The sequence below is a fragment of the Blastococcus sp. TML/M2B genome (assembly GCF_016612865.1).
GTDB lineage: Bacteria > Actinomycetota > Actinomycetes > Mycobacteriales > Geodermatophilaceae > Blastococcus.
Map to the genome: position 1 here is coordinate 357,043 of NZ_JAENZZ010000002.1, position 24,517 is coordinate 381,559.

The window sequence follows — 24,517 nt, forward strand, 5'->3', positions numbered from 1 at the left end:
GGAGCTCACGGTGGGCGAGATTCCTCACACCCCGCGGATCGCACGTCGGCAGCGGTTTCGGCCGACCATCTAGGGTGCGGCGCCCGCGGGTGCCCTCCCCCGGTTGGCCAGAGAGGCAGAAGTGACTTCGGATCGCGGCGCAGTACCTGACAGCTCCAACCCCGACGTGGTGCTCGTGGGCGGCGGGATCATGAGCGCCACCCTCGCCTCGCTGTTCGGCATCGTCGCCCCCGACTGGTCGGTCACCGTCTTCGAGGCCGGTCCCGCCCTGGCCGGGGAGAGCTCCGACGCCTGGAACAACGCCGGCACCGGGCACTCCGCGCTCTGCGAGCTCAACTACACCCCGGCCGGTCCCGACGGCCGGGTCGACGCCACCAAGGCCGTCTCGATCAATGAGCAGTTCCAGGTCTCGCGGCAGTTCTGGTCGCACCTGGTGCGCGGCGGGATGACCGGGTCCCCCCGCGACTTCATCTCCCCCGTGCCGCACGTCAGCTTCGTCACCGGCGACGAGGGCCGCCGCTACATGCGCGCCCGCTACGACGCGCTCAAGGCGCAGCCGCTGTTCGCCGAGCTCGAGCACGCCGAGGACCCCGCCGTCCTCGAGCAGTGGATCCCCCTGGTCATGGCCGGCCGCGACCCGCAGCAGGCCGTCGCCGCCACCCGTTCGATCGCCGGCACCGACGTCAACTTCGGGGCGCTGACCAAGCTGCTGCTGGCCGACGCCGAGACCCGCGGCGTCGCGGCGCACACCCACCAGCGCGTCCGCGACATCGAGCGGGAGACCGACGGCCGCTGGAAGGTGACCGTCGAGGACACCCGCTCCGGCGAGCCGCGCACGGTGCGCGCCAAGTTCGTCTTCGTCGGCGCCGGCGGCGGGGCCCTGCCGCTGCTGCAGCGCACCGGCATCCCGGAGATCGCCGGCTTCGGCGGCTTCCCGGTCAGCGGCATGTTCCTGCGCAGCACCGCAGGGCCGAGCTGGTCAGCAAGCACCAGGCCAAGGTCTACGGCCAGGCGGCCGTCGGCGCGCCGCCGATGTCGGTGCCGCACCTGGACCTGCGGCTCATCGACGGCGAGCACTCGCTGCTGTTCGGGCCCTACGCCGGCTTCTCCCCCAAGTTCCTCAAGGCCGGCTCGATCTTCGACCTGCCGCTGAGCGTGCGGCCGAACAACCTGGGCTCGATGCTCGGCGTCGCCCGCACGGAGCTGGCGCTCACCAAGTACCTGATCAAGGAGCTGCTCCAGTCGCGGGCGGCCCGGCACCGGACGCTGCAGGGCTTCGTCCCGGAGGCCGAGGAGCACGACTGGGACATGATCACCGCCGGTCAGCGGGTCCAGGTGATCAAGCGCGACCCGTCCACCGGCAAGGGCATGCTCCAGTTCGGCACCGAGCTCATCGTGGGCGCGGAGGGCAGCATCGCCGGCCTGCTCGGGGCCTCCCCCGGCGCCTCGACGGCGGTGGCGGCGATGCATGACGCTGCTGGAGCGCTGCTTCCCCGACCGCATGACGTCGTGGCGGCCGCTGATCCAGGAGGCGATCCCCTCGTACGGCCACAAGCTGTCCGAGGAGCCCGAGCTGCTGGCCCAGGTGCGCAAGGACACGATGGAGACCCTCGAGCTCGACGGCTGACCCCCCTCCTCGGGGGCGGGGCTACCGGCAGCGGGTCGCGACGGGGTAGGGTTCTCCCCGGTCGCTGTTGTACCTCTGCTCGTTCTCGAACGTCCGCAGTCGTCTCTGCCTGACGTTCCTCTCGGTCCTGCCGGTCGGTGCGGCGGCCCCGGATCAGCGAAGTGCCGGTCCGGTCACCCCCCAGCACGGAAGAAGAACAACATGGCTCAGGGCACTGTGAAGTGGTTCAACGCGGAGAAGGGCTTCGGGTTCATCGCCCAGGACGGCGGCGGCGCCGACGTCTTCTGCCACTACTCCGCCATCGTCAGCGACGGCTACCGCTCGCTCGACGAGGGCCAGCAGGTCGAGTTCGACGTCACGCAGGGCCAGAAGGGCCCGCAGGCGGAGAACGTCCGTCCCCTCTGATCTGAACTGATCCCCGGACGGGGGTCACGGCGCTCCGGCGCCGTGGCCCCCGTTCGGCGTTTCCGGGGGCAGAGGACGGAGCCCCCGTTCGGCGTTTCCGGGGGCAGGGGACGGAGCCCTTGTTCGGCGTTCCCAGGGGCAGCGGTCAGTCCAGCGAGACGGCCACGGTGGCGGCGAGTTCGCGGACGGCGTCGAGGTCGGCGGGCGACGCCGCACCGGTCAGGCCCAGCGGCGCGGCCACCTGCTTCCAGCGCAGCGCCCCGGTGATGCGGGCGATGCTGGTGAGCGCCCCGGCGGTGTCGTCGTTGCCGTGCACGTAGACGCCGTAGGGCAGGCCGGGGGTGGCGTCCAGGCACGGGTAGTAGACGGTGTCGAAGAAGTGCTTGAGCGCCCCCGACATGTAGCCGATGTTGGCCGGCGTGCCGAGGAGGACCCCGTCTGCGGCCAGCACGTCGGCCGCTCCGGCCGAGAGGGCGGGGCGGAGCACCAGTTCCGTGCCCTCGGCGAGGGCCACGCCCTCCTTCACCGCCTCGAGGACCGCCTGCAGTGCGGGCGAGGGGGTGTGGTGGACGACGAGCAGACGGGCCATGCCCGGATCATCCCGCGTCCGGGTCGCCGTCCCGCGCCCGGCCGGCCGCCGTCCGCAGCTCGCCGTAGAGCCGCGCGAGGTCGGGCAGCTGGACGTGCGCGTTGAGCCCGCTGGGGTTGGGGGCCACCCAGGTCCGGACGCCGCCGATCCGCTCGGGCTGCTCGCCCAGCACCCCGCCGCGCCGCTCGAAGCCCAGCCGGTAGGCGCTGATCCCGAGGACGGCGAGCAGCCGCGGCCGGTACCGCGCCACCAGCTCCTCCAGCGCCGCGGCTCCGGCGCGCAGCTCGTCGCGGCCCAGCTCGGCGGCCGTGCGGGTGGGCCGGTCGACCAGGTTGGTCACCCCGAGGCCCCAGCGCGGCAGCTCGGCGTCCTCCTCGGGGCGCAGCTGCCGCGGCGTGAGGCCGGCCCGGTGCAGGGCCGGCCAGAACCGGTTGCCCGGCCGGGCGAAGTGGTGCCGCCGCTCGGCCGACATCAGCGAGGGGTTGATCCCGCAGAACAGCACGTCCAGGCCGGGTGCGAGCACGTCGGGCACCGGCTTGCCGCCCGCCTGCGGACCGTCCACGGGACCGCGGGTCAGCCGGGCAGCGAGCCGCGGGCGACGACGTCGGTGGGCGCCTCGGGCGCGCGGCGCCCCGGCTCGATGCTGATGCCGTAGCCGGGGAAGCCGTCGGCGTCCTCGACCGCCAGGGTGCGCAGCTGCCGGCCGGAGCCGGTGACGTCGAACGCGCCCAGCGCCTTCGGGGTGCCCTGGTCCAGGCCCCACAGGACGTAGGTCTCGGTCTCCCGGTCGTTGGCCGGCAGCGCCCGGTTGACCACCTGGACGCCGTCGTCGCGGGCCAGCAGGGTGGCCACCGTGCGGCCGTCGGGGTCGGCCACCGGGACGACGGTCGCCGGGCCCGGGCGGAGCAGCTCGTCCACCACCGACGCCTCGGCGGCCGCGGTGCGCCGGGCCTCGTCGCGATCGCCGACGAGCACGGCCGCCCAGCCGCCGAGGCCCACGACCGCGGCGACGGCGGCGGCGAGCAGCACCGCCGTCCGGCGGCGGCGCGGCACGGGCAGCGCCACGGGGGCGGCGGGTGCGGCGGAGGGCAGGTCGGGAGCGGGCACGTCGGGAGCCGGCACGTCCGTAGCCGGCGCGGCCGGTGCGTCCTGCGGCGTGCGCGCCACCTCGACGCGCAGCCGCTCGGCGAGGGCGGGAGGGGGCTCGGCCGCGGGGACGGCGGCGGCGAGGTCGCCCATGACGTCGGTGGTCTCGGCGACGACCTGGCGGCAGCGCGCACACCCGGCCAGGTGCGCGCCGAAGGTCTCCGCGTCCCCCGGCTCGAGCGCGTGCAGCGCCCAGCCGACCGCGAGCTCCTCGGAGTGCTCGCCGTGCCCGGGGCCGGTCGCGGCGGCGCTCACCGGGCGCTCCCGTCCGTCGGCGTGGCGGCCGCGCGGCCCTCGGTCGCCGGGCCGGCGCTGCGGCCGAGGTCGGTGCGCAGCTTGCGCATCCCGGCCAGCATGCGGGTCTTCACGGTGCCCAGCGGGACGCCGGTCAGGGCCGCGACCTCCCGCTGGGTGTAGCCGCCGTAGTAGGCCAGCCCCAGCGCCTCGCGCTGCGCGGCGGGCAGCTCGCCCAGCGCCGCGCGAACCTGCTGGGAGACCACCCGGTCGACGGCCTGCTCCTCGGCGTCGCGGGTGGCCGTCGGCGCGTCCAGTGCCATGTCGTCCTCCGCCCGGCGGCCGCGCCGCCGGTGCCCCTCCTCGCGGCGCACCGCGTCGACCGCCTTGTGGTGGACCATCGCCAGCAGCCAGGACGAGACGGCGGCCCGCTGCTCGTCGAAGGCGCCGGGGCTCCGCCACACCGACAGGAACACCTCCTGGACGACGTCCTCGGCGAGCCCGTCGTCGACCAGGATCCGGCGGGCCAGCGCGAACGCCTGCCGGCCGAACATCGCGTACAGCTCGTCGACGGCGTTCCGGTCGCCGGCCCGGATCCGGGCGAGCAGGGCGACGGCGGCGGCGTTCTCCGGCCTGCATGCCGGTTCGTCCACGCCCGCAACGGTAACCGGCCGCGGGGCGCGCACGGCGGCAGCACCGCGGTCGGCGGCCGGCCGCGTTCCGGTCAGCGGTCGCACGCGCTCCTCCTCCGGTCGGTGGCACGTCGTCGGGCAGCGTTCGTGCCCTGCGCCGGATCGGTTCACCCCCGGCCGTCTCTTCCCGCGCGGCGGCGCCGACGCACCGCGCAGGAGCCGGACCGGGCCCGGGGACCGGACGTCCGGAAGACTGGGCGGGTGCATGCCGAGAACCTGTTGCTGCTGGTCCTCGGCGCGGTCGCCGTCATCGTCGCGGTCCACTGGGTGGCCGCGCGCACCGGGCTCCCCGAGGCGGCGCTGCTCACCCTGTGCGGGATCGGCTACGCGGTGCTGCCCGGGCCGAACATCGTGCTCGACCCCGACCTCGTGCTGCTGCTGGTGCTGCCGCCGCTGCTCTACAGCGCCGCGCTGGACGCCTCGCTCACCGCGATCCGGCGCAACCTGCGCACGGTCGTCAGCCTCTCGGTGCTGCTCGTGCTGGCCACGGCGCTGCTGATCGGCGTCGGGTTCGCCCTGTTCGTCGCCGGCGCCACGCTCGCGGCGGGCATCGCGCTGGGCGCCGCGGTCGCCCCGCCCGACCCGGTGGCCGCGCTGGCCGTCGGGCGCAAGGTCGGCCTGCCGCCCCGCCTGGTGACCCTCATCCAGGGCGAGGGTCTGCTCAACGACGCGACCGCGCTGACCATCCTGGGCGTCGCGATCGCCGCCGCCCAGGGCGACGGCTTCTCCGCGCCGGGCGCCGTCGGGCAGTTCCTCGTCGCGGCGGTCGGCGGTGTCGCGATGGGCCTGGCGGTCGCCGTCGCCATCCGGCCGCTGCGCCGGCTGCGCACCGATCCGCTGTCGTCGAACGCGATCTCGCTGGCCACCCCGTTCGTCGCCTACCTGCTCGGCGAGGCGGTAGACGTCTCCGGCGTGCTGGCGGTCGTCATCGCCGGGCTGGTCATCGGGCACAACAACCCGAGCTGGGCCTCGGGCGCCAGCCGGCTGCAGACCAACGCGGTCTGGCGGCTGGTCGACTTCCTGCTCGAGGGCATCGTCTTCCTGCTCATCGGCCAGCAGCTGCCCAGCATCATCGACGGGCTGGGCGCCTACGAGGCCTCCACCATCTGGACCGCCTCGCTGATCACCGTCGGGGTGGTGCTGCTGCTGCGCCCGCTGTGGCTGTGGCTCACCGAGCACATGCCCCAGTCGCTGCACATGCGGCTCAGCGAGGACGTCGACGACGACCCCGGTGCGCACGCGCACGGCCGGCTCACCGGGCGGGAGATCGTCGCGCTGAGCTGGGCCGGCACCCGCGGCGTCATCAGCCTGGCCGCGATCTTCTCGCTGCCCCGGTTCACCGAGTCCGGCGCGCCGTTCCCCGACCGAGACCTGCTGCTGTTCTGCGCGCTGCTGGCGGTCCTCGTGACCCTGGTGGGCCAGGGGCTCACCTTCGCGCCGATGGTGCGGCTGCTGGGGATCCGGGCCGACCAGGCCGACGAGGCGCGGCTGCGCAACGAGGCGCGCGCAGCGTCGGTGGAGGCGGGCCTGGCCCGGCTCACCGAGCTGGAGGTGGCCCGCCACGACCACGTCGACGACGAGGCGATCGCCGCCATCCGCGTGCAGCTGTCCACCCGTCTGGCGCGCTACCGGCAGCGGCTGGACCTGCTGCAGACGGCCGAGGCCGGCGCGATCCCGATGTCGCCGCAGTACGAGGCGGCGCTGCGGGTGCGCCGCTCGGTGCTCGACGCGCAGCGCGCCGCGCTGCTGGACTGGCGGGACACCGGCCGGCTGCCCGACGAGAGCCTGCGCATCCTCGAGCGCGAGCTGGACCACGAGGAGCGGCTGCTCCCGGCCCGCCCGGAGCGCTGAGTCCGGTCCTCAGCCCGCGGCGACGTGGGTGCCGAAGGTCCGCGCGTGGTAGGTCAGCGGCGCGCCGGTCCCGGGATCGGCGCGCCGCACCTGCCCCAGCACGATGACGTGGTCGCCGCCGGGCACCAGGCTGGTCACGGTGCACCCCAGCCAGCCGCCGGCGCTGCGCAGCCGCGGAGCGCCGGCGTCGAGCTCCCACGGCACGCCGGCGAACTTGTCCTCGCCCTTGCGCGCGAACGCGTGCGCCAGGGCCGACTCCCCGACCGCCAGCACCGACAGGCCCAAGGGGCTGCCGACGGCGAGCCGCCGCAGCAGGTCCGAGCGCTCGTCGAGCGCCACCATGACCATGGGCGGGGCCAGCGAGAGCGAGGCGAAGGCGCTCACGGTCGTGCCGTGCGGCACTCCCCCGGTCAGCGTGGAGACGACGGCGACCGGGGTGGCCACGCCGGCCATGACCGCGCGGAAGTCGTCGGCCAGGGCGACCGCAGGGGCGCTCACGCCGCACCCGCGACCGGGAGGGCGGCGGCCGGCTCGGTGACCGCGGACCACAGGGTGCGGGCGAGCGCGTCGTTCTGCCGGAAGAAGGGCGCGTTGGTGCGCGGCCGGGCGAAGGCGGCGACCTGCGCCCCCGCCGTCCAGAAGCCGACGGCGAACAGCCGAGGCCGCACCCCGCCGGTCGCCGTCCGGACGCGCAGCGACGGGTCGACGTCCAGCCGGCCGGTGCGCCGGTGCCCCGCCGGCGCGGCCGGGTCGGCCAGCACGCGCTCGGCGGCCGCACCGCGGGCCAGCAGGGCGGTGACCAGCGCGTCGGGGGTGGCGCTCACGTCGGGTTCGGGGATGCGGGCCTCCACCAGGGCGCGGGCCTCGACCGCACCGGGCGCGCTGGGCGAGACGGCCCGGAAGACGCCGGCCCGCTCGTCGAGCCACCACCTCGACGTCGGCGCCGAGGAACCGGAGCACGCCGGCCTCGGACAGCGCCAGCAGCTCCTCGAGCCGGGGACCCGGCGGGCCGCTGGCCAGGTAGCTGAACAGGTTCATCCACCACCCGGAGAGGTCCTCGCACTCCGAGCGGGGGGTGAGCCGGCGCCCGGTGACCAGCGCGGCGAGGGTGCCGTGGCACTGCAGCAGCGCGAGGAAGACCGCCGAGTCGGCGCTGTGCCGGGGGTCGGCGGCGCGGTCCAGGCTCTGCCGCACGTGCCCGCGGACCCACTCCTGGAGCTCGTGGGAGTCGTCGAAGCGCACCCCCGCCAGCGGCCGGTCCAGCGCGGCGAGGTCGAACCGGTCGGCCGGATCGGGCACCGCCTCGGCGGCCAGCCGGGCCAGCTCCGCAGGGCCGGCCGCGACGTACCGTTCGGCGAACTCCGCCCAGGGCAGCGCGGTGCGTTCGGGGAAGGCGCGGAACAGCTCGGTGTAGTGCGCCCAGCCCAGCTCGCGGGTGATCAGCGGGGCGAGGTCGGCCCGCAGGTCCAGCTGCCGCGCCGGCCCGAAGGCGGCGTCCACGGCGGCCGGGGTGAAGAAGCGCAGCGGCACCGGCGGGCCGGCCCACGGGTAGCCGAGCTTCGGCCGGTAGGGCACCCCGCGGCGCGAGCCGACGTGCAGCACCGGCTCGCGACCGCTGGGCAGGTAGCGCAGCCGCCCCTCGCCGGTGCGCTCGAAGGCGCCCCCGCGGCCGCTGGTGAGCAGCACCACGAGGTCGACGAACGCCAGCCCCGCGCCGCGCACGAGCACGTCCTCCCCCGGCGCCAGCACCGACAGGTCGACGTCGGCGGTGTAGGCGGTGGGCAGGTAGGTGAGGCCGGCGGCCGCCGCCCGCGCGGCGGTGCGCCGCTCGGCGGGGGTCGGTGCGGCGTCCAGGTGGCCCTGCGCGAGCAGGACGGCGTCCACGTCGAGCACGACCCCGTCGGCGAGGTGCACCGTCGCGCCGTCGGGGCGGTCGTCGACGTCCACCGCGCGGGTGCGGTGCACCAGGACGTCGGCCCACGGCGCGGCGTCGGCGACCACCCGGTCCAGCGCCCAGGCGAGGTAGGCGCTGACCAGCGGCCGGGACGGGAAGGACGCCGGCCCCAGCCGCCGCGCCTCGCGACCGACGGCGGAGTCGGCGGGCAGCCCTCGGCCGACGTCCTGCACCCACTGCCAGAGGGTGCTGCCGTCGGTCACCGGTCCCTCGACGACGACGGACCGGTCGGGCAGCACGGTGACGTCGCCGACCAGCGAGTTCGCCCACAGCAGGTCGGGCTGCGCGGCGCGCCAGACCCGGCCACCACCGGCGGGGTGCGGATCGACGAGGTGCACGGTCAGCCGGGCGCCGCCGGAGAGGGCGGGGGCGTTGGCGACCAGGCGCTCGAGCACGCCGATCGCCGTCGGGCCGGCGCCGACGACGCACAAGGACGGGCCGGGCAGGAAGCGGGAGTGCGGGGCGGGTGCGGACATGCGGGGTCGTCTCCAGTACCGGTGCGGACGCGCGAGGACGGGGTGGTCAGCGCGTCGGACAGAGGGCACTGCAGGTGCGCAGGAGGTCGACGTGCCGGCGGGAGCGCAGCGGGGTCGCGACCACGGGCCGGCCTCCTCCCTGGCGCACGGACGTCTGCTCCCGGGCGGGGCGACTGGACTATGTCTACCAAACCGATCGGGTTTGACGGTCATCCGTTCCGTGCCCTACAGTCCCGGCTCAGGTCCTGAGCGCCAGCACCAAGCCCCGGCTCGCTGGCCGGCAACCCTCCGCTGTGACGGGGTGCCCCGGGTGACGACCAGGCGGGCACGTCCGTGCCCGCAAGCCAGCCGGCCCCTGCACGGGGTCGAGAGCGAGGAGCCACGACGTGGGACAGGTGAGCGCGCGCACCCGGCGCATCCCGTCGCTCGACCTCGTCGGCCGCCCTGCGGTCGACCTGCTGCGCACCAGCAGCGCGCTCTGTCGCTGACCCGTTCCTGACCGGTCCACCGGTCCCCGCGGCCCGGCCGCTCCCCCTCCCCTGCGCTGCTCCACCGCGCCGTCGTCCCGGCGGCACCGGTGGCCTGCCCGCGCGTCCCCGCCCAGGAGTTCCCGCATGCCCAGCTCCCCTCCCCCGCGTCCCCGGACCGCCCGGTGACCGCCGCTCCGCGGCTCGAGGCAGTTCGCGTCCACCCGGACGACGCGCTGGCCCGCCCGCTGTTCGCCGAGCTCGCCGTCGAGTACGACACCCGCTACCGCGGGCTGTTCGGCGACACCAGCGCCGAGTTCGCCCGCCACCCCGCCGAGGAGTTCCTGCCGCCGCACGGCGAGCTGGTGCTGCTCCTCGAGGACGGCGTCCCCGTCGCCGGCGGTGCGTTCCGCCGCCACCGCGACCCCGGGACGGCGGAGGTCAAGCGGATGTGGACGGCGTCGGCCCACCGCCGGCGCGGCCTGGCCCGCCGGATCCTCGCCGAGCTCGAGCAGCGGGCCGCCGCGGGCGCGGCTACACCCGCCTATACCTCACCACCGGCCCGCTGCAGCCCGAGGCGAGGGCGCTCTACCTCGCCGCCGGCTGGACCCCGCTGTTCGACCCGGCCGCCCCGCGCCCGACCGAGCTCGAGGCGATGCGCGGGCTGCCGCCGGCCGACCTCCTCTACGCCTTCGAGACCTCCCTGGGAGGGACCCCGTGACCACACTCGACGAGCGCCCGCCCGCGGCGACCGCCGTCCCGCCGCCGACCGGCACGCCCTACGACGAGCTGCGCGTCGTCCCCGCCCGCCACCCCGGCCGCTGGGTCGCCACCGCCGGCGTCGCCGTCCTGCTCGCCATGGCGGTCAACAGCCTGGTGACCAACCCGCGGTGGGAGTGGGACGTCGTCGGCGCCTACCTCACCGAGGAGTCGATCGTCCGCGGCGTCTGGACCACCGTCCAGCTCACCCTGATCACCGCGGTGCTGGGCTTCGCGCTCGGCACGGTGCTGGCGCTCATGCGGCTGAGCAGGTCGCCGCTGCTGCAGGCGGTGAGCTGGGGCTACACGTGGGTGTTCCGCTCCGTGCCGCTGATCCTGCAGTTGCTGCTCTGGTACAACCTCGCCTACCTGTACCAGCGGCTGGAGTTCGGCATCCCGTTCGGGCCGGCGTTCGCCGGGGTCGAGACGCTCTCGCTGATCGACAAGTTCGGCGCCGCGGTGCTGGGCCTCGGCCTGCACCAGGCCGCCTACTCGGCGGAGATCGTCCGGGCCGGGATCCTCTCGGTCGACCAGGGCCAGCTCGAGGCCGCCGCGTCGCTGGGCATCCCGCGGCGGCGGCAGAGCACCCGCATCGTGCTGCCCCAGGCGATGCGCTCGATCGTGCCGACGGCGGTGAACGAGATCATCGGCCTGTTCAAGGGCACCTCGATCGTCTACGTGCTGGCGCTGGGCGAGCTCTTCTACACCGTCAGCGTCATCTACGGCCGGACCCAGCGGGTGCTGCCGATGCTCCTGGTCGCGGCGGTCTGGTACGTCGTGCTGACCACGGTCATCACGGTGGTCCAGTACTACGTCGAGCGGTACTACGCCCGCGGCGCCGTGCGCACGCTGCCACCGACACCCCTGCAACGGCTGCGCGGCAACCTCACCGCCGGCCTGGCCCGCGTGCGCACCGCCCGCGAGGTGGCCCGGTGACCGCCGTGGCGGACCCCCGTCCGGGGCGGGTGGAGGTGCACGGCGTGCACAAGTCCTTCGGTGCCCTCGAGGTGCTGCACGGCGTCGACCTCGTCGTGGAGCCCGGCAGCGTCACCGTCGTCCTCGGCCCGTCGGGCTCGGGCAAGTCGACGCTGCTGCGCAGCATCAACCACCTGGAGAAGGTCGACCGCGGCTTCGTCGCGCTCGACGGCGAGCTGGTCGGGTACCGGCGCAAGGCGCACCGCGGCGGCACCGACCGGCTGCACGAGCTGCCCGAGCGGGACCTGCTCCGGCAGCGCACCCGGTTCGGCTTCGTCTTCCAGTCGTTCAACCTCTTCCCGCACCTGACCGCGCTGGAGAACGTCGTCGAGGCACCGGTGTCGGCCCAGGGCCGGCCCCGGGCCGAGGTGGAGGGCGAGGCGCGCGAGCTGCTGGACCGCGTCGGGTTGGCCGACAAGGCCGACGCCTACCCCCGGCAGCTCTCCGGCGGGCAGCAGCAACGCGTCGCGATCGCCCGCGCCCTGGCCATGCGGCCCGCGGTGCTGCTCTTCGACGAGCCGACGTCCGCGCTCGACCCGGAGCTGGTCGGCGAGGTGCTCGGCGTCATCGAGGACCTCGCCCGCACCGGCACCACGATGATCGTCGTCACCCACGAGATCGGCTTCGCCCGCAAGGCCGCCGACCGGGTCGTCTTCATGGACGCCGGCCGGATCGTCGAGCAGGGCCCGCCCGAGCAGGTGCTCGACGACCCGCAGCACGAACGGACCCGCGCCTTCCTCGCCCGCGTCCTCTGACCAGCCCCTCCCGTCCCACCCCACGGACGGCGCACCCCGCGCCGCCCGCCGACGGCACGCGCCCGCGTGCCCCGCCCGAGGAGAGACCCCGTGACCGCCCGTACCCGACGAGCCCGCCTCGTCCCCCTCCTGGCCGCCGTGACCGCCCTGGCCCTCGGGGCGTGCACCAGCGCGGACGACATCGAGGAGCAGGCCGCCACCGGCGAGGACCGCACCGCGCTGACCGTGGACACCAGCCCCGACCAGGAGCCGGTCCGCAGCACCCCCAGCGACGAGGCCATCGCCCTGCTCCCCCCGGGGCTCCTGGACGACGGCACGCTCACCGTCGCCGTGGGGGCGTTCACCCCGCCGCTGAGCTTCCTGGCCGACGACAACACGACGGTGATCGGCAACGAGCCGGGCATCGCGCAGCTGGTCGCCGACGGGCTGGGCCTGGACCTGGAACTGGTGACCACCGACTGGTCGAACTGGCCGCTGGCCACGCAGTCCGGCGCGGTGGACGTGACGATCGCCAACGTCACGGTCACCGAGGAGCGCAAGGACCTCTTCGACTTCTCCTCCTACCGCGTGGACACCCTCGGCTTCCTCGCCCGGGCCGGCTCCGGGCTGTCGGTCGACGCGGCCGAGGACGTCGCGGGACGCACCGTCGCGGTGGGCTCGGGCACCAACCAGGAGAAGATCCTGCTGGCCTGGGACGCGGAGAACCGCGCGGCCGGTCTCGACCCGGTGGACGTCCAGTACTACGAGAACGACGGCGACTCGATCCTCGCGCTCCAGTCCGGCCGGCTCGACCTGTACTTCGGCCCCAACCCCACCGGCGCGTACAAAGCCGGGGTGGCCCCGCAGGACTTCGAGGTCGTCGGCACGGTGAGCGGCGGGTGGCCGGAGACCGCGCAGATCGCCGTCGCCACCGCGAAGGGCAACGGCCTGGCCGCCGCGATCACCGCCGCGCTGGACCACGCCATCGCCAACGGCAGCTACGCCGAGCTGCTCGAGCGCTGGGGCCTGACCAGCGAGGCGATCGATTCCTCCGAGACCAACCCGCCCGGGTTGCCCCGGCCGTGACCGCCGACCCGTTCCCGCCCGCACGCGTCCCCGGACCCCCAGGAGCCCCCGCATGACCCGCCCCTTGCTGTCGCGCCGACCCCTGCTGCCCCGCCGCCGGCGACCGATCCCGGCGGCCGCCGCGGTCGGCCTCCGCACCGGCCTGGTGCTCGGCACCGTCGTCCTCCTCGGCGCCTGCACCAGCTCCGCCGACATCGAGGCCGAGCAGCGCGCCGAGACCGCCGGCACCGCCACCGAGGCGTTCGCCGTCGACACCAGCCCCGAGCAGGCCGACCGCGTCCCGACCGACGAGGACCCGGCGGCCGCGCGCCTCGTGCCGGCGTCCGTCGCCGCGGACGGGAAGCTCACCGTCGGCGTGGCCGGCGCCGGGGAGCCCCCGCTGGCCTTCCTCGCCGACGACAACGCCACCGTCGTCGGCAGCGAGGTCGACATCGCCGCGCTCGTCGCCGACTCCCTCGGCCTCGAGCTCGAAGTGGTCAACGTCGCCTGGGAGCAGTGGCCGCTGGGGCTGCAGAGCGGCGACCTCGAGGCGGTGTTCAGCAACGTCGGCGTCAACGCCGCACGGCTGGAGCTGTTCGACTTCGCCACCTACCGCGAGGGCGTCATGGCGTTCACCACCGCGCCGGACAGCGGGCTGTCGATCGACGGCGCCGAGGACATCTCCGGGCTCACCGTCGCCGTCGCGTCCGGCACCAACCAGGAGCGCATCCTGCTGGACTGGAACGCGCAGAACGAGGCGGCGGGGCGCGCCCCGGCCGGCCTCGAGTACTTCGCCAACACCGGCGACGTCCTGCTGGCGATCCAGTCCGGCCGGATCGACACCTACCTGGGCCCCAACCCGAACGCGGTCTACCAGGAGTCGGTCGGTCAGGTGGAGATCGTCGGCACCGTGAACGCGGGCTGGCCCAACACCACCTACGTCGCGGCCACCACGCTGAAGGGCACCGGGCTGGTCGACGCCGTCCGGGCGGCGCTGCAGCACGCCTTCGACGACGGCAGCTACGCCCGGACCCTGGAGCGCTGGGGGCTGACCGACGAGGCCGTCGAGGCGCCCGAGATCAACCCCGCGGTGGCCTCGTGAGCGCCCCCGGCACGCCGCGGCGGACCGACGTCGTCGTCGTCGGTGGCGGGGTGATGGGCTCGTCGGCCGCCTGGGCGCTGGCCCGCCGCGGCGTCGACGTCGTGCTGCTCGAGCGGTTCGCACCGGGGCACGACCTCGGCGCCTCGCACGGCAGCTCGCGCATCTACCGCAGCACCTACGCCCAGCCGCACCACCAGGCGCTGGTCGCCGAGGCGCGCCGGCTGTGGACCGAACTCGAGGCGGAGACCGGGACCACCCTGCTGCACCCGGCCCCCGGCGTCAGCACCGCGGGACCCTCCGGGGAGCCGCGGCTGCGCGAGGTCGCCGCCGCCATGGCGAGCGCCGGGGTGCCGCACGAGTGGCTGACCGCGGCGCAGGCGGAGGAGCGCTGGCCCGGGGATGCGCTTCCCCGGCCCGGTCCTGCACGAACCGCACACCGCCGGCCGGCTGGACGCCGACGCCGCGGTCACCGCCCTGCAGACCGCCGCCGAGCGGCACGGCGCCGTCGTCCGGCACCACCGGCGGGTCACCGCCGTCGAGGCCGCGGGCGACGGGGTGGTCGTGCGCTCGGCCGCGGGTGGGGCGGTGCGCGCGCGCACGGCGATCGTCGCCGCGGGCGCCTGGACGGCCGACGTGCTCGGGGACCTCGTGCCGCTGCCCGCGCTGCGGGTCACCCAGGAGCAGCCGGCCCACTTCGCGCCGGTGACCGACGGCCTGGAGTGGCCGGCGTTCACCGCGGACCCGGAGCCGGCCGGGGGCCGGCCGAGCGGCGTCTACGGGCTGCTCAGCCCGGACGGCGTCAAGGTCGGCTTCCACGGCACCGGGCCGGAAGTGCACCCGGACCGGCGCAGCCGCACCGCCGAGCCGGGGCAGCTGGCCCAGCTGCAGGAGTACGTGCGCCGGTGGCTGCCCGGCCTGGACGCCGGCAGCCCCGAGCCGATCTCGTGCACCTACACGAGCACCGCCACCGGGGAGTTCGTGCTCGACCGCGTCGGGCCGGTCGTGGTGGCCGCGGGCTTCAGCGGGCACGGGTTCAAGGGGGCGACGGCGATCGGCCGGGTGCTGGCCGACCTCGCCACCGGCACCGAACCGGGCGCCGACCGCTTCCGCCTGGCGGCGCACGCCGTCGCCGGCTGACACCTCCGGCACGCACTCCGGCCGGGCCACCGCACGGGGCCCGGCCGGATCCGGTTCAGCGGCCGGCGGCCGCGACGCGCAGCCCGAGGGCGACCAGCACCGAACCGCTGACCGCCTCCAGGCCGACCCTGACGCGCGGCCGGCGGAACCAGGCGCCCGCCCGTGCCACGCCCGCCGCCAGGGCCAGGTACAGCCCGGTCTCCACCGTGACCTGCAGCAGGCCGAGCACCGCCGTCGTCGCGAAGACCGGCCCGTCGGCAGGCACGAACTGCGGGTAGAACGCCAGCATGAAGACGGCGGCCTTCGGGTTCGCCAGCTGCACGAGCGCGCCCTCGCCGAACGCCGTCCACCAGTGCCGGGAGCCGGCCGGGAGCACCGCCTCGGGCTGGGGTGCCGCCCGGCCGCCCCTGCCCCGCCACGCGGCGCGGAGCGCCCGGACCCCGAGCCCGATCAGCACGGCCGCGCCGACGACCCGGAGCACCAGGTAGGCGACCTCGGAGGCGGCCACCAGCGCGGCGAACCCGACACCCGCGGCCAGCGCCCAGACGAAGAGCCCGAGCTCGAGGCCGAGCACCGTGGGCACCGCGCCGCGGAAGCCGCGGAGCGCGGCCCGCCGGAGGATCAGCGCCATCGCCGGGCCGGGCGTGGCGGAGATCAGGAGCACCGCGAGCACGAAGGCGGGCAGCGAGGCCAGGACGTCCACGAGCAGATCGTGGCACGCGGCCCGCTCCCCCCTGTTCAGCTGCGGCGCGCCGGCTCGGCCAGCCCGAGGTGGTCGCGCAGCGTCGTCCCCGCGTAGTCGGCGCGGAAGACGCCGCGCTCCTGGAGCAGCGGCACGACCCGGTCGACGAACGGGTCCAGCCCGCCGGGGGTGATGTGCGGGACGAGCACGAACCCGTCGGCGGCATCGGACTGCACGTGGTCGTCGATCGTGGCGGCCACCGTCTCCGGGCTGCCCACGAACGCCTGCCGCGCGGTCACCTCCACCATCAGCTCGCGGATGGACAGGTTCTTGGCCTCGGCGATGGAGCGCCACTTCGCGGCCACGGCCAGCGGGTCCTTGTTCATGCGGACGCTGGCCCGGCCCTGGGCGACGGTGTTCTCCCCGGCCACCGGGTCGAACTCCGGCAGCGGGCCGTCCGGGTCGAGGTCGGAGAGGTCGCGGTTCCAGACCTGCTCCAGCGAGCGGATCGCCGTCTGCCCCGACACCTGCTGCCGCCGGACCTCGTGGGCCAGCTCGGCGGCCTCGGCGTCGGTGTCACCGATGACGAAGGTGGCCGCCGGCATGATCAGCAGTTGCTCGGGCGTGCGGCCGTACTTCGGCAGCCGGCCCTTGACGTCGGCGAAGAACGCCTGGCCGGCCTCGCGGGTGCTGTGCCGGCTGAAGATGACGTCGGCGGCGGAGGCGGCGAACTCGCGACCCTCGTCGGAGTCGCCGGCCTGGAAGATCACCGGCCGCCCCTGCGGGCTGCGGGGCACGGCGAACCGGCCCTCGACGTCGAAGTGCTCGTCGACGTGCCGGAAGGAGCCCGCCGCCGGATCGGTGAGGAACCGGCCGCCGTCCTTGTCGGCCACGATCTCGTCGCCCCGCCAGGAGTCGAACAGCTCGAACGTCGTCTGCAGGAAGGTGCGGGCGCGCTCGTACCGCTGCTCCTGGGCCAGGAAGCCGCCGCGGCGGAAGTTCTCGCCGGTGAACGCGTCCCACGAGGTGACGACGTTCCACGCCGCCCGCCCCGCGGTGAGGTGGTCCAGGCTGGCGAACTGCCGGGCCACCTCGTAGGGCTCGTTGAACGTGGAGTTGATCGTGCCGGTGAGGCCGAGCCGCTCGGTGACCGCCGCCAGGGCCGACAGCACGGTGAACGTGTCCGGCCGGCCGACGACGTCGAGGTCGTAGATCCTCCCGTTCTGCTCGCGCAGCCGGAGCCCCTCGGCGAGGAACAGGAAGTCGAACTTCCCGCGCTCGGCGGCCTGGGCGAACCGGGCGAACGAGCGGAACTCGATGTGGCTGCCGGCGGCCGGGTCGCTCCACACGGTGGTGTTGTTGACGCCGGGGAAGTGCGCCGCGAGGTGGATCTGCTTCGGGGACATGGGGGTGTCGATCTCCAGCTGGTCGGGCGGCGTCAGGCGACGGCGTAGCGGTTGGCGGGGCGCGGCAGGCCGAGCAGCCCGCGCAGCGTGTCCGCCTCGTAGGCGGTGCGGAACAGGCCCCGGGCCTGCAGCTCGGGCACCAGCCCCCGGGTGATGGCGGTCAGGTCGTGCGCGGCAGCGCGGCGGGGCGCAGCCGCGCCCCGCTCAGGCCCGCCTGCTGCCACTCGGCGATCAGGTCGGCGAGCCCGGCGGGGGTGCCGGTGAACACCGTCGCGTCGCTGCGCAGCTCCTCACCGGCCAGGTCGTCCAGCCGGGCCTTCCGGTCGCGGGCGGTCGCGTCGTCCTCGTCGAGGAAGACGACGACGTCGCCGAGGACGTGCAGGGTCTCCTCCTCGCGCCCGGCCGCCGTCTGCGCGCAGCGGATCTCGGCGAGGATCTCCGCGGCGTGCGCGGCGTCCCGCGGGGTGACGAAGCCGAGGTCGGCCGAGGAGCCGACCACCTCGAACGGCACCGCCTGGTGGGCCAGCGCGGCCACGACCGGCTGCCCCTGCGGCGGGCGCGGGGTGATCGAGGGGCCGCGGACGGAGAAGTGCCGGCCCTCGAAGTCGATGTAGTGCAGCTTCTCCCGGTCGACGAACCGGCCGGTCGCGACGTCGCGGATCTCGGCGTCGTCCTCCCAGCTGTCCCAGAGCCGGCGCAGCACCTCGACGTAGTCGGCCGCCTCGGCGAAGCCCTCCTCGATCAGTGCCGCCGCGGACGGGTCCGACGGCGTCAGCGGCGGAAAGCTGCGCCGGCCGAACAGCCGCGCCTCGTGCTCCTTGAGCGACACCCGGACCTGGACCCCGGCGCGGCCGGTGCTCACGTAGTCCAGCGTCGCGATCGCCTTGGACAGGTGGAACGGCTCGGTGTGGGTGACGACGGCGGTCGGCACCAGGCCGATGCGCTCGGTCAGCGGCGCCACCCGGGAGGCGATGAGGACCGCGTCGAGCCGGCCGCGCACCTGGTCGGTGCGCTCGTCGGGCCGGTAGGCGTCGGCGGACTGGATCGCCAGCCCGTCCTCGATGGTGACCAGGTCGAGCAGTCCGCGCTCGGCCTCCTGCACCAGGTCCAGCCAGTACTGCGCGGTGAGCAGGTCGAGCGGTCGGGCGTCGGGCTCGCGCCAGGCGGCGGGAGTGCCAGCCGGCGCCGTCGAGAGCCACGGCCAGGTGGAGCGGGGATGCGGACACGGGTTCAGCGCCTCTCGGTCGGGATCTGCTCGCCGGCCTCGACCGCGACCGGCAGCCGGTTCTCGGCGGGCGGCAGGGGGCAGGTGGCGAAGTCGGTGTAGGCGCACGGCAGGTTCGTGGCCCGGTTGAAGTCCAGCGTCACGGTGCCGTCGGCCGCCGGGGCGTCGACGGCGAGCGACCGGTTGGCCGCGTAGGTGGTGACGCCGGACGTCACGTCGGTGAAGAGGAGGAACAGGCTGCCCGGGGCGGCGCCGGCGAAGGCGGTGAGGGCGAGCTCCTGCCCGTCGACGGCGAAGACCACCCGGCCCGGCGCGTCGTAGACGTGCTCCAGCCCCTCGACCGCCGCGCCGACCGTCGTCGGCCGCGGCGCGGGGAACGGCTGGTAGCGGGCGGGGACGACCCAGCGCGGGTCCGGCGCGAACGTGGGCGTTCCGCGGTGCTGCGTGCGCAGCGGGTGCGCGGGGTCGCGCGGCCGGACGATGTCGTGCCCGCCGCGGCGGGCCACCTCGATCTCGACCTCGCCCGCGCGGGCCGTGCGGCCGTCCCGCTCGGCGATCGGGCCGAAGGCGTGCCGGTCGCGGACGACGTGCCCGTCGACGACGAGCTCCTCGCCCGGGCCGAGGGTGACCAGCGGGCCGTCGGCGCCGGTCGACCACTCCCCGGGGACGCCGGGCAGGCGCTGCGGCTGCCCGGTCAGCCAGTGCAGGCCGGTGACGGCCAGGAAGCCGTGCGGATCGGCGCGGCGGAGCTCGTGCTCCCGGTGCCAGCGCGCCCAGTCCTCGGCGAAGGACGCGTCCGGACCGGCGGTCGGGGCGAGGGGAACGGTCACGGTCTCTGCTCCTCGGGGATCGCGAGTGGTCATCGGGTGGCCGGGCCGCAGCCGGCGCCCCGGGCCACGACGGCGGGGTCGGCCCCGCCGAGGCCGGCCAGCGGGCGCGGGTCGTCGACGGGCTGCCAGCGGCCGGCGACCAGCTCGTAGCGGTTGCGCGGGCCGTCGGCGAGGTACCGCGCGAGGGCGTCGACCAGCCGGTCGACGTCGTCGAGCGTGCTGCCCACGCCGACGCTGGCCCGCAGCGCGCCCTCGGGCACGCCCAGCCGGGCGAGCAGCGGGTGGGCGCAGAACCGCCCGTCGCGCACGCCGATGCCGTGCTCGGCGGAGAGGTAGGCCGCGACAAGGCCGGGGTCGGCGCCCTCGACGGTGAACCCCACGACGCCGGTGGGCTCGGCGGAGTCCGCCCAGATGCGCAGCAGCCGGACGCCGGGCAGCGCGCCCAGGCCCGCCGTCAGCCGCTCGCGCAGCGCCCGCTCGTGCCCCTCCAGCGCACCGGCGGGCAGCGCGGCCAGCGCCTCGCAGGCCGCGGCCAGGGCCACCGCGCCGAGCACGTTGGGCGAGCCACCCTCGTGCCGGTGCGGCGCGGGTGCCCACGCGGTCTCGGCGACCGACACCTCGTGCACCGCACCCCCGCCGGCCAGGTAGGCGGGGCCGGCGTCGAGCCAGTCGCGGCGGCCGACCAGCGCCCCGGCGCCGAAGGGGGCGTAGGTCTTGTGCCCGGAGAGGACGACGTAGTCCGCGCCCGTGGCGGCCAGGGAGAAGGCGCGGTGCGGCACGAGCTGGGCGCCGTCGACCAGCACCCGCGCGCCGGCCGCCCGGGCCAGGGCCACGACCTCCTCCAGGGGCAGCGACTCGCCGGTCACGTTGGACGCGCCGGTGACGGCGAGCAGCGCGTACGGGGTGCGGGCCAGCTCGGCGGCCAGCGCGCGGAGCGTGCCGACGACGGTCGGCGCGGTCGGCAGCACGGTCACCGGGCCGCGGCGCTGCCAGGGCAGCAGGTCGGCGTGGTGCTCGCAGTCGAGCACCAGCACCGCCGCGCCCTCGGCCACGCAGCCGGCGAGCAGGTTGAGGGCGTCGGTGGTGTGCCGGGTGAGGACGCAGACGTCGTCGTCGCGCGCGCCGACGAACCGCGCGACGGTCTCCCGCGCCGACTCGTACAGGGCGGTGGAGACCTGCGAGAGGTAGCCCGCACCCCGGTGCACGCTGGCGTACAGCTGGAGCGCGGCGGCCACCTGGTCGGCGACGCTCACCAGCGCCCGGGAGCTCGCCGCGGAGTCCAGGTCGGTGTACCGGGTGCGGCCGCCCGGGACGAGCGGGACCTCGGTGTCGGCGCCGACGACGGGCAGCAGCGGCCGGAGGCCGGGCCGGGACACGGCCGGGGCGGGCGGGCAGTCGAGCAGTGCGGGCATGGGAGTGCTCCTGGCGGGTCGGGGACCCGGGCACGGGTCCGCGCTTGCGGCTGCGGGACCGCAGCCGCCCGGTCGTCACCCGGGGCACCCCATCGCGGAGGAGGGTTGCCGGCCAGCAAGCCGGGGCTTCGCGCTGGCACTCGTGACCTGCTGCCACCTTGGCACGGGAGCACTCAATACGTCAAACCCGATCGGTATAGTGCGCTTTGCCGGTCCCGACCCCCGAGGAGCTCCCGCGTGACCACCGTCGCCGTCGTCGGCAACCCCAAGCCGCTCTCCCGCACGCGGGCGGCCGCCGAGCTGGTCGTCGAGCGCCTCACCGGCGCTCCGGCCGACGTCGTCATCGACGTGGTCGACCTCGGCGCCGGGCTGCTCGGCTGGGGCGACCCCGCGGTCGAGCAGGCGGTGGCGACCGTGCGCGGCGCCGAGCTGGCCGTCGTCGCCAGCCCGACCTTCAAGGCCACCTACACCGGCCTGCTCAAGCTCTTCCTCGACCAGATCGGCACCGGCGACCTCGCCGGCGTCACCGCGGTGCCGCTCATGCTCGGCGGCGGCCCGACGCACGCGCTCGCCCCCGAGCTGCTGCTCAAGCCGGTGCTGGTCGAGCTCGGTGCCATCACGCCCACCCGCGGGCTGTACCTGGTGGACAAGGCGTGGGACGCCCCCGGCGCGCTGGACGGCTGGCTGGAGCTCGCCACCGTGCAGGTCGCCGCCGCACGAGCCGGGCACCGCGGCGGTGCGCCGCGATGACCACCCGCCGGCGGCTCCTCGCCAACCGCTTCACCCGCCGCTGCGCGGTCGACCTGCTGCGGACGGCCAGCGCGCTCTGTCCGGGCTGCTGACGCACGCCCCGACCCCCCGACTCCTGCGCTCCCCCGGCACCGCCGGGGTCATCGAGCGCGCCCTCGATCAAGGAAACCCCATGCCGCACAGCACCCTCCTGCGCTCTGCCCCTGACAGCACCGCCCCTGACAGCACCGCCCCTGACAGCACCGCCCCCGACAGCACCGCCCGCCGCACCGGGGCCGCCGGCCTGGCCGCCGCGCTCGCCGCGGCCTCGGCGCACTGGATCGACCTGGTCGAGTACCGGTCCGGCAGCCGCTGGACCCACCTGCTCGACCCGGCGGCCGCCGCCGACGTCCTCGATCCCTCGCTGCACCCCGAGCTGCGCGCGGCCCAGGTGTGGCTGCTCTCCTGGCTGCCCCGAGCAGGGCACGCCACTGCACGACCACGGCACCTCCTCCGGCGCGTTCGCCGTCGTCCGCGGCACGCTCACCGAGCGGGTCGTGGCCGCCGGGCGGACCGGCGTCACCGACTCCGCGCACGACCTGGACGCCGGCCGGGTGCGGCACTTCGGCCCGCACTACGTGCACCAGGTGACCAACACCGGCCTGCAGGCCGCGGTGAGCGTGCACGTCTACACCCCGGGCCTGGCGTGGATGAACCGCTACGAGATCGCCGACGGCGCGCTGCGGCGCACCGGCACCGAGCGCGCGGGGGTGGACTGGTGAGCGCCCCGACCACCACCCGACCCGCGGGTGCCCGCTCGATCGACGAGCTGCTGGCCGAGGCCCGCTCCCGGCTGGACCGGGTGACGCCGGAGCAGGCCGCCGAGCGCGTCGCCCGCGGCGCGCTGCTGGTCGACATCCGGCCCGCCGCGCAGCGCGCGCAGGAGGGCGAGGTGCCCGGCGCGCTCGTCGTCGAGCGCAACGTCCTGGAGTGGCGGTTCGACCCGGCCGGAGACGCCCGGCTGCCCGAGGCGACCGGGTACGACGTCGACGTCGTCGTCCTGTGCTCGGAGGGCTACACCTCGAGCCTGGCCGCCGACGCGCTGCGGTCGCTCGGCCTGTCCCGCGCGACCGACGTCGTCGGCGGGTTCCGGGCGTGGCAGGCCGCGGGGCTGCCCACCCGCTGAGCGTTCAGGCCCGCCCGGCGCTCTCCGCGCCGGCCGGGTCGGGCTCCTCGTCGGGCTGGTCCTTGAGGAAGAGGTACCAGTAGGAGGTGGCCACGAAGACCACCGCGCCGACGAGGTTGCCCGCCCCGGCCAGCAGCCAGTTGAGCAGCGTCTCGCCCCAGCCGACGTCCGGGACGCCGGCGAAGATGGCCGCCGGCAGGAAGAACATGTTGGCGACGACGTGGTCGAAGCCCATCGCCACGAACGCCATGATCGGGAAGAAGATCGCGAGGATCTTGCCCGAGACGGTGGTCGCCGCCAGGGACATCCACACGGCCAGGCAGACCAGCCAGTTGCAGCCGACCGCGCGCAGGAACGTCTGCCACGCCGACTCCCCCAGCGCCTTGCCCTCGGCGATGGACGCGAGCCGCTCGTAGGTGAGGGCGGCGTTCCCGCTCGCGTCGGCGTCGTCGATCACCCCGGTCTGCACGGCGAGGAAGTACGCCACGACCAGGGCGCCGACGAGGTTGCCCAGAAGCACGAGCGAGAGGTTCTTGGCGACGTCGCCGAGGCCCAGCTTCCCGCGCATGGCGGAGAGCGGCACCAGCGCCATGTTGCCGGTGGCGAGGTCGGAGCCGGCGATGAGCACCAGCACGAGCCCGAGCGTGAAGGTCGCGCCGGTGAACAGGGTGGGCAGCGTCCCCCACGTCTCCGGGTCCAGGCCCGAGGAGACGCTGATGGCGACCAGCCCACCGAAGGCGATGTAGGCGCCGGCGAGGAAGGCGCTCACCAGCACCTTGTCCCACGTCCGGTGCGCCTTCTTCGCGCCGGCCGCGGCCGCCACCCGCGCGATCTCCTGCGGTTCTCGTGCCGTCCATCGCTGCCTCCGCCGAGCCGGTGTCCGCCGGCTCCCGGAGCTACCCCGCCGCCGGCGACCGATGCCCGTCAGCCCTCGCGCTGCAGCACGAAGTCGTACCGCGCCTCGATCCACGGCACCTCGCTGCGGCCGCCGTCCGGGGTCGGGCCGGGCTCGCGCTCCTCGAAGCGGACGACGAGCTCCTGCTTGGTCCCGAACACCACGTCGGTGTCGAGGTATTCGGCGCCCTCCTGGAACAGGTGGGTGATCAGCGGCGCGTACCCGGGAACGGCGAGCAGGAAGTGGATGTGCGCCGGGCGGAAGTGGCTGATGGCGGTGCGGGAGATCAGCTCGCCGACCGGGCCGTCCATCGGGATCGTGTAGCCCTTGGGCGCGATGGAGCGCACGCAGTAGCCGCCGTCCTCACGGGTCGTGTACTTGCCGCGCAGCCGCGCCTCGTCGACCTCGCCCAGCTGCGCCTCGTAGACGCCCTCGTCGTCGGCCTGCCACACGTCGAAGGTCGCGCCGGCCACCGGCGCGCCGTCGAGGTCGCGGACGGTGCCGTGCACGTACAGCGGGACGCCGTCCAGCCCGTCGGACATGTCGCCGCCGTAGGGCAGCTGCGGGGAGCCCTCGATGAAGAACGGGCCCAGCACGGTCGCCGGCGTCGCCCGCGGGTCGAGCCGGTGGTTCATCTGCACGACGAGCATGGACAGCCCGACGACGTCGGAGGCGAGGATGAACTCCTCCCGCTTCTCGTCGCTGATCTGCCCGGTGCGGGTCAGCCACTGCATCGCGGTCATCCACTCGGCCTCGGTGAGCCGCACCTCGCGGGCGAAGGCGTGCAGGTGCCGCACCAGCGCGGTCATGAGCTCGGCCAGGCGGGGGTCGCCCGCGGTCGCCCAGCGCTCGACGGCCAGGTCGGTGATGTTGTCCTCGGTGACCAGCTGCACGGTGTCCTCCTGCTGTCCTCGCGGCCGCGTGCCGGTCGCGCTCCGT

General features: G+C 75.5%; 26 protein-coding genes, 4 pseudogenes and 2 riboswitches. Of the genes and pseudogenes, 17 read left to right on the forward strand and 13 right to left on the reverse strand.

Features of this window, described 5'->3' with window-relative positions; genetic code table 11:
* Window positions 1–190: 190 nt before the first annotated feature.
* The 4 genes and pseudogenes from JKP75_RS22730 to JKP75_RS10315 form a co-directional block, all read left to right on the forward strand.
* Window positions 191–904, forward strand: a pseudogene (locus JKP75_RS22730) (FAD-dependent oxidoreductase); the annotation flags it as partial.
* 71 nt (window positions 905–975) lie between these two features.
* A pseudogene (locus JKP75_RS22735) lies at window positions 976–1,404 on the forward strand (malate:quinone oxidoreductase); the annotation flags it as partial.
* A 64-nt stretch (window positions 1,405–1,468) separates the two neighbouring features.
* Complete coding sequence (locus tag JKP75_RS22740) at window positions 1,469–1,627, forward strand: malate:quinone oxidoreductase (protein ID WP_255523314.1); 159 nt, start codon at window positions 1,469–1,471, stop codon at window positions 1,625–1,627.
* Between the two features lie 201 nt (window positions 1,628–1,828).
* Window positions 1,829–2,032, forward strand: a complete 204-nt coding sequence (locus tag JKP75_RS10315; RefSeq protein WP_104524457.1) for a cold-shock protein — start codon at window positions 1,829–1,831, stop codon at window positions 2,030–2,032.
* 145 nt (window positions 2,033–2,177) lie between these two features.
* Here the strand turns inward: JKP75_RS10315 and JKP75_RS10320 are convergent, their stop codons facing one another.
* Genes JKP75_RS10320 through JKP75_RS10335 form a run of 4 tightly spaced genes read right to left on the reverse strand, consistent with a single transcriptional unit; the run spans window position 2,178 to window position 4,654 of the window.
* Window positions 2,178–2,621 (reverse strand): flavodoxin family protein, encoded by a 444-nt coding sequence (locus JKP75_RS10320; protein ID WP_200491522.1) that lies wholly within the window; start codon window positions 2,619–2,621, stop codon window positions 2,178–2,180.
* Window positions 2,622–2,628: 7 nt separating this feature from the next.
* The gene (gene mug, locus JKP75_RS10325; protein ID WP_200491521.1) at window positions 2,629–3,183 is read right to left on the reverse strand and encodes a G/U mismatch-specific DNA glycosylase; all 555 of its coding nucleotides are present in this window, start codon (window positions 3,181–3,183) and stop codon (window positions 2,629–2,631) included.
* 11 nt (window positions 3,184–3,194) lie between these two features.
* On the reverse strand, window positions 3,195–4,022 hold the full coding sequence (locus tag JKP75_RS10330; RefSeq protein WP_200491520.1) for an anti-sigma factor domain-containing protein: 828 nt from the start codon (window positions 4,020–4,022) through the stop codon (window positions 3,195–3,197).
* The gene (locus JKP75_RS10335; protein ID WP_309229737.1) at window positions 4,019–4,654 is read right to left on the reverse strand and encodes a sigma-70 family RNA polymerase sigma factor; all 636 of its coding nucleotides are present in this window, start codon (window positions 4,652–4,654) and stop codon (window positions 4,019–4,021) included. Before JKP75_RS10335 ends, JKP75_RS10330 begins: the two co-directional genes overlap by 4 nt.
* Window positions 4,655–4,894: 240 nt before the next feature.
* On the opposite strand from JKP75_RS10335, the gene JKP75_RS10340 reads away from it, so the two are divergent.
* Window positions 4,895–6,544, forward strand: a complete 1,650-nt coding sequence (locus JKP75_RS10340; protein WP_200493042.1) for a Na+/H+ antiporter — start codon at window positions 4,895–4,897, stop codon at window positions 6,542–6,544.
* 9 nt (window positions 6,545–6,553) lie between these two features.
* Here the strand turns inward: JKP75_RS10340 and JKP75_RS10345 are convergent, their stop codons facing one another.
* A complete protein-coding gene (locus JKP75_RS10345) occupies window positions 6,554–8,974 on the reverse strand; it encodes an FAD/NAD(P)-binding protein (RefSeq protein WP_200493043.1) in 2,421 nt (806 codons plus the stop codon).
* A gap of 241 nt (window positions 8,975–9,215) precedes the next feature.
* A riboswitch (SAM riboswitch) is annotated at window positions 9,216–9,324 on the forward strand.
* Window positions 9,325–9,360: 36 nt separating this feature from the next.
* Here JKP75_RS10345 and JKP75_RS24545 point away from each other — a divergent pair.
* The 9 genes and pseudogenes from JKP75_RS24545 (at window position 9,361) to JKP75_RS10385 (ending at window position 15,213) form a co-directional block, all read left to right on the forward strand.
* Window positions 9,361–9,462 carry a putative leader peptide gene (locus JKP75_RS24545; protein WP_375335655.1) on the forward strand — a complete coding sequence of 34 codons (102 nt, stop codon included), beginning with the start codon at window positions 9,361–9,363 and terminating at the stop codon, window positions 9,460–9,462.
* 344 nt (window positions 9,463–9,806) lie between these two features.
* Window positions 9,807–9,908: pseudogene (locus tag JKP75_RS24550) on the forward strand (GNAT family N-acetyltransferase); the annotation flags it as partial.
* Entirely contained in the window at window positions 9,893–10,162 is a 270-nt protein-coding gene (locus JKP75_RS10355) for a hypothetical protein (RefSeq protein ID WP_200493044.1), read from the forward strand. The pseudogene JKP75_RS24550 and the gene JKP75_RS10355, both read left to right, overlap by 16 nt.
* Window positions 10,159–11,136, forward strand: coding sequence for an amino acid ABC transporter permease (locus JKP75_RS10360; protein ID WP_200491515.1), 978 nt, complete (start codon window positions 10,159–10,161; stop codon window positions 11,134–11,136). Before JKP75_RS10355 ends, JKP75_RS10360 begins: the two co-directional genes overlap by 4 nt.
* Window positions 11,133–11,930 carry an amino acid ABC transporter ATP-binding protein gene (locus JKP75_RS10365; RefSeq protein WP_309229738.1) on the forward strand — a complete coding sequence of 266 codons (798 nt, stop codon included), beginning with the start codon at window positions 11,133–11,135 and terminating at the stop codon, window positions 11,928–11,930. Before JKP75_RS10360 ends, JKP75_RS10365 begins: the two co-directional genes overlap by 4 nt.
* Window positions 11,931–12,020: 90 nt before the next feature.
* Window positions 12,021–12,995, forward strand: coding sequence for an ABC transporter substrate-binding protein (locus JKP75_RS10370; protein ID WP_200491514.1), 975 nt, complete (start codon window positions 12,021–12,023; stop codon window positions 12,993–12,995).
* Between the two features lie 52 nt (window positions 12,996–13,047).
* Complete coding sequence (locus JKP75_RS10375; RefSeq protein ID WP_200491513.1) at window positions 13,048–14,076, forward strand: ABC transporter substrate-binding protein; 1,029 nt, start codon at window positions 13,048–13,050, stop codon at window positions 14,074–14,076.
* A pseudogene (locus JKP75_RS22745) lies at window positions 14,073–14,423 on the forward strand (FAD-dependent oxidoreductase); the annotation flags it as partial. The gene JKP75_RS10375 and the pseudogene JKP75_RS22745, both read left to right, overlap by 4 nt.
* 52 nt (window positions 14,424–14,475) lie before the next feature.
* On the forward strand, window positions 14,476–15,213 hold the full coding sequence (locus JKP75_RS10385; RefSeq protein ID WP_200493045.1) for an FAD-dependent oxidoreductase: 738 nt from the start codon (window positions 14,476–14,478) through the stop codon (window positions 15,211–15,213).
* Window positions 15,214–15,268: 55 nt separating this feature from the next.
* On the opposite strand, the gene JKP75_RS10390 is transcribed toward JKP75_RS10385, so the two are convergent.
* From JKP75_RS10390 to JKP75_RS10410, 5 genes are all read right to left on the reverse strand, one after another.
* Window positions 15,269–15,916: a LysE family translocator gene (locus JKP75_RS10390; RefSeq protein WP_200491511.1), complete on the reverse strand. Its 648-nt coding sequence runs from the start codon at window positions 15,914–15,916 to the stop codon at window positions 15,269–15,271.
* Window positions 15,917–15,951: 35 nt separating this feature from the next.
* Complete coding sequence (locus JKP75_RS10395; protein ID WP_200491510.1) at window positions 15,952–17,301, reverse strand: NtaA/DmoA family FMN-dependent monooxygenase; 1,350 nt, start codon at window positions 17,299–17,301, stop codon at window positions 15,952–15,954.
* Between the two features lie 160 nt (window positions 17,302–17,461).
* Entirely contained in the window at window positions 17,462–18,403 is a 942-nt protein-coding gene (locus JKP75_RS10400) for an LLM class flavin-dependent oxidoreductase (RefSeq protein ID WP_375539244.1), read from the reverse strand.
* A 128-nt stretch (window positions 18,404–18,531) separates the two neighbouring features.
* Window positions 18,532–19,356, reverse strand: coding sequence for a DUF1684 domain-containing protein (locus tag JKP75_RS10405; RefSeq protein WP_309229740.1), 825 nt, complete (start codon window positions 19,354–19,356; stop codon window positions 18,532–18,534).
* A gap of 29 nt (window positions 19,357–19,385) precedes the next feature.
* On the reverse strand, window positions 19,386–20,768 hold the full coding sequence (locus tag JKP75_RS10410) for an aminotransferase class V-fold PLP-dependent enzyme (protein WP_200491507.1): 1,383 nt from the start codon (window positions 20,766–20,768) through the stop codon (window positions 19,386–19,388).
* Between the two features lie 35 nt (window positions 20,769–20,803).
* A riboswitch (SAM riboswitch) is annotated at window positions 20,804–20,916 on the reverse strand.
* Between the two features lie 89 nt (window positions 20,917–21,005).
* Between JKP75_RS10410 and JKP75_RS10415 the strand changes: the two genes are divergently transcribed.
* Window positions 21,006–21,518 carry an NADPH-dependent FMN reductase gene (locus tag JKP75_RS10415; protein ID WP_200491506.1) on the forward strand — a complete coding sequence of 171 codons (513 nt, stop codon included), beginning with the start codon at window positions 21,006–21,008 and terminating at the stop codon, window positions 21,516–21,518.
* A 159-nt stretch (window positions 21,519–21,677) separates the two neighbouring features.
* On the opposite strand, the gene JKP75_RS24555 is transcribed toward JKP75_RS10415, so the two are convergent.
* Window positions 21,678–21,989 (reverse strand): pentapeptide repeat-containing protein, encoded by a 312-nt coding sequence (locus JKP75_RS24555; protein ID WP_200493046.1) that lies wholly within the window; start codon window positions 21,987–21,989, stop codon window positions 21,678–21,680.
* On the opposite strand from JKP75_RS24555, the gene JKP75_RS22750 reads away from it, so the two are divergent.
* The gene (locus tag JKP75_RS22750; protein WP_309229989.1) at window positions 21,914–22,279 is read left to right on the forward strand and encodes a cysteine dioxygenase family protein; all 366 of its coding nucleotides are present in this window, start codon (window positions 21,914–21,916) and stop codon (window positions 22,277–22,279) included. The genes JKP75_RS24555 and JKP75_RS22750 overlap by 76 nt on opposite strands.
* Window positions 22,276–22,683 (forward strand): rhodanese-like domain-containing protein, encoded by a 408-nt coding sequence (locus JKP75_RS10430; RefSeq protein ID WP_200491503.1) that lies wholly within the window; start codon window positions 22,276–22,278, stop codon window positions 22,681–22,683. The genes JKP75_RS22750 and JKP75_RS10430 overlap by 4 nt, the downstream gene beginning before the upstream one ends.
* Before the next feature lie 4 nt (window positions 22,684–22,687).
* Here the strand turns inward: JKP75_RS10430 and JKP75_RS10435 are convergent, their stop codons facing one another.
* Window positions 22,688–23,506 carry a formate/nitrite transporter family protein gene (locus JKP75_RS10435; protein ID WP_309229741.1) on the reverse strand — a complete coding sequence of 273 codons (819 nt, stop codon included), beginning with the start codon at window positions 23,504–23,506 and terminating at the stop codon, window positions 22,688–22,690.
* Window positions 23,507–23,607: 101 nt separating this feature from the next.
* Window positions 23,608–24,471, reverse strand: a complete 864-nt coding sequence (locus JKP75_RS10440; protein WP_200491502.1) for a dioxygenase — start codon at window positions 24,469–24,471, stop codon at window positions 23,608–23,610.
* Between the last annotated feature and the right edge of the window lie 46 nt (window positions 24,472–24,517).

Bases quoted from the DNA above. Each gene is read 5' to 3' on its own strand.
- JKP75_RS22740 (WP_255523314.1), top strand. From the start codon at position 1,469: ATGACGCTGCTGGAGCGCTGCTTCCCCGACCGCATGACGTCGTGGCGG.
- JKP75_RS10315 (WP_104524457.1), top strand. From the start codon at position 1,829: ATGGCTCAGGGCACTGTGAAGTGGTTCAACGCGGAGAAGGGCTTCGGG.
- JKP75_RS10320 (WP_200491522.1), bottom strand. From the start codon at position 2,621: ATGGCCCGTCTGCTCGTCGTCCACCACACCCCCTCGCCCGCACTGCAG.
- JKP75_RS10345 (WP_200493043.1), bottom strand. From the start codon at position 8,974: ATGTCCGCACCCGCCCCGCACTCCCGCTTCCTGCCCGGCCCGTCCTTG.
- JKP75_RS10375 (WP_200491513.1), top strand. From the start codon at position 13,048: ATGACCCGCCCCTTGCTGTCGCGCCGACCCCTGCTGCCCCGCCGCCGG.
- JKP75_RS10385 (WP_200493045.1), top strand. From the start codon at position 14,476: ATGCGCTTCCCCGGCCCGGTCCTGCACGAACCGCACACCGCCGGCCGG.
- JKP75_RS10395 (WP_200491510.1), bottom strand. From the start codon at position 17,301: ATGTCCCCGAAGCAGATCCACCTCGCGGCGCACTTCCCCGGCGTCAAC.
- JKP75_RS10410 (WP_200491507.1), bottom strand. From the start codon at position 20,768: ATGCCCGCACTGCTCGACTGCCCGCCCGCCCCGGCCGTGTCCCGGCCC.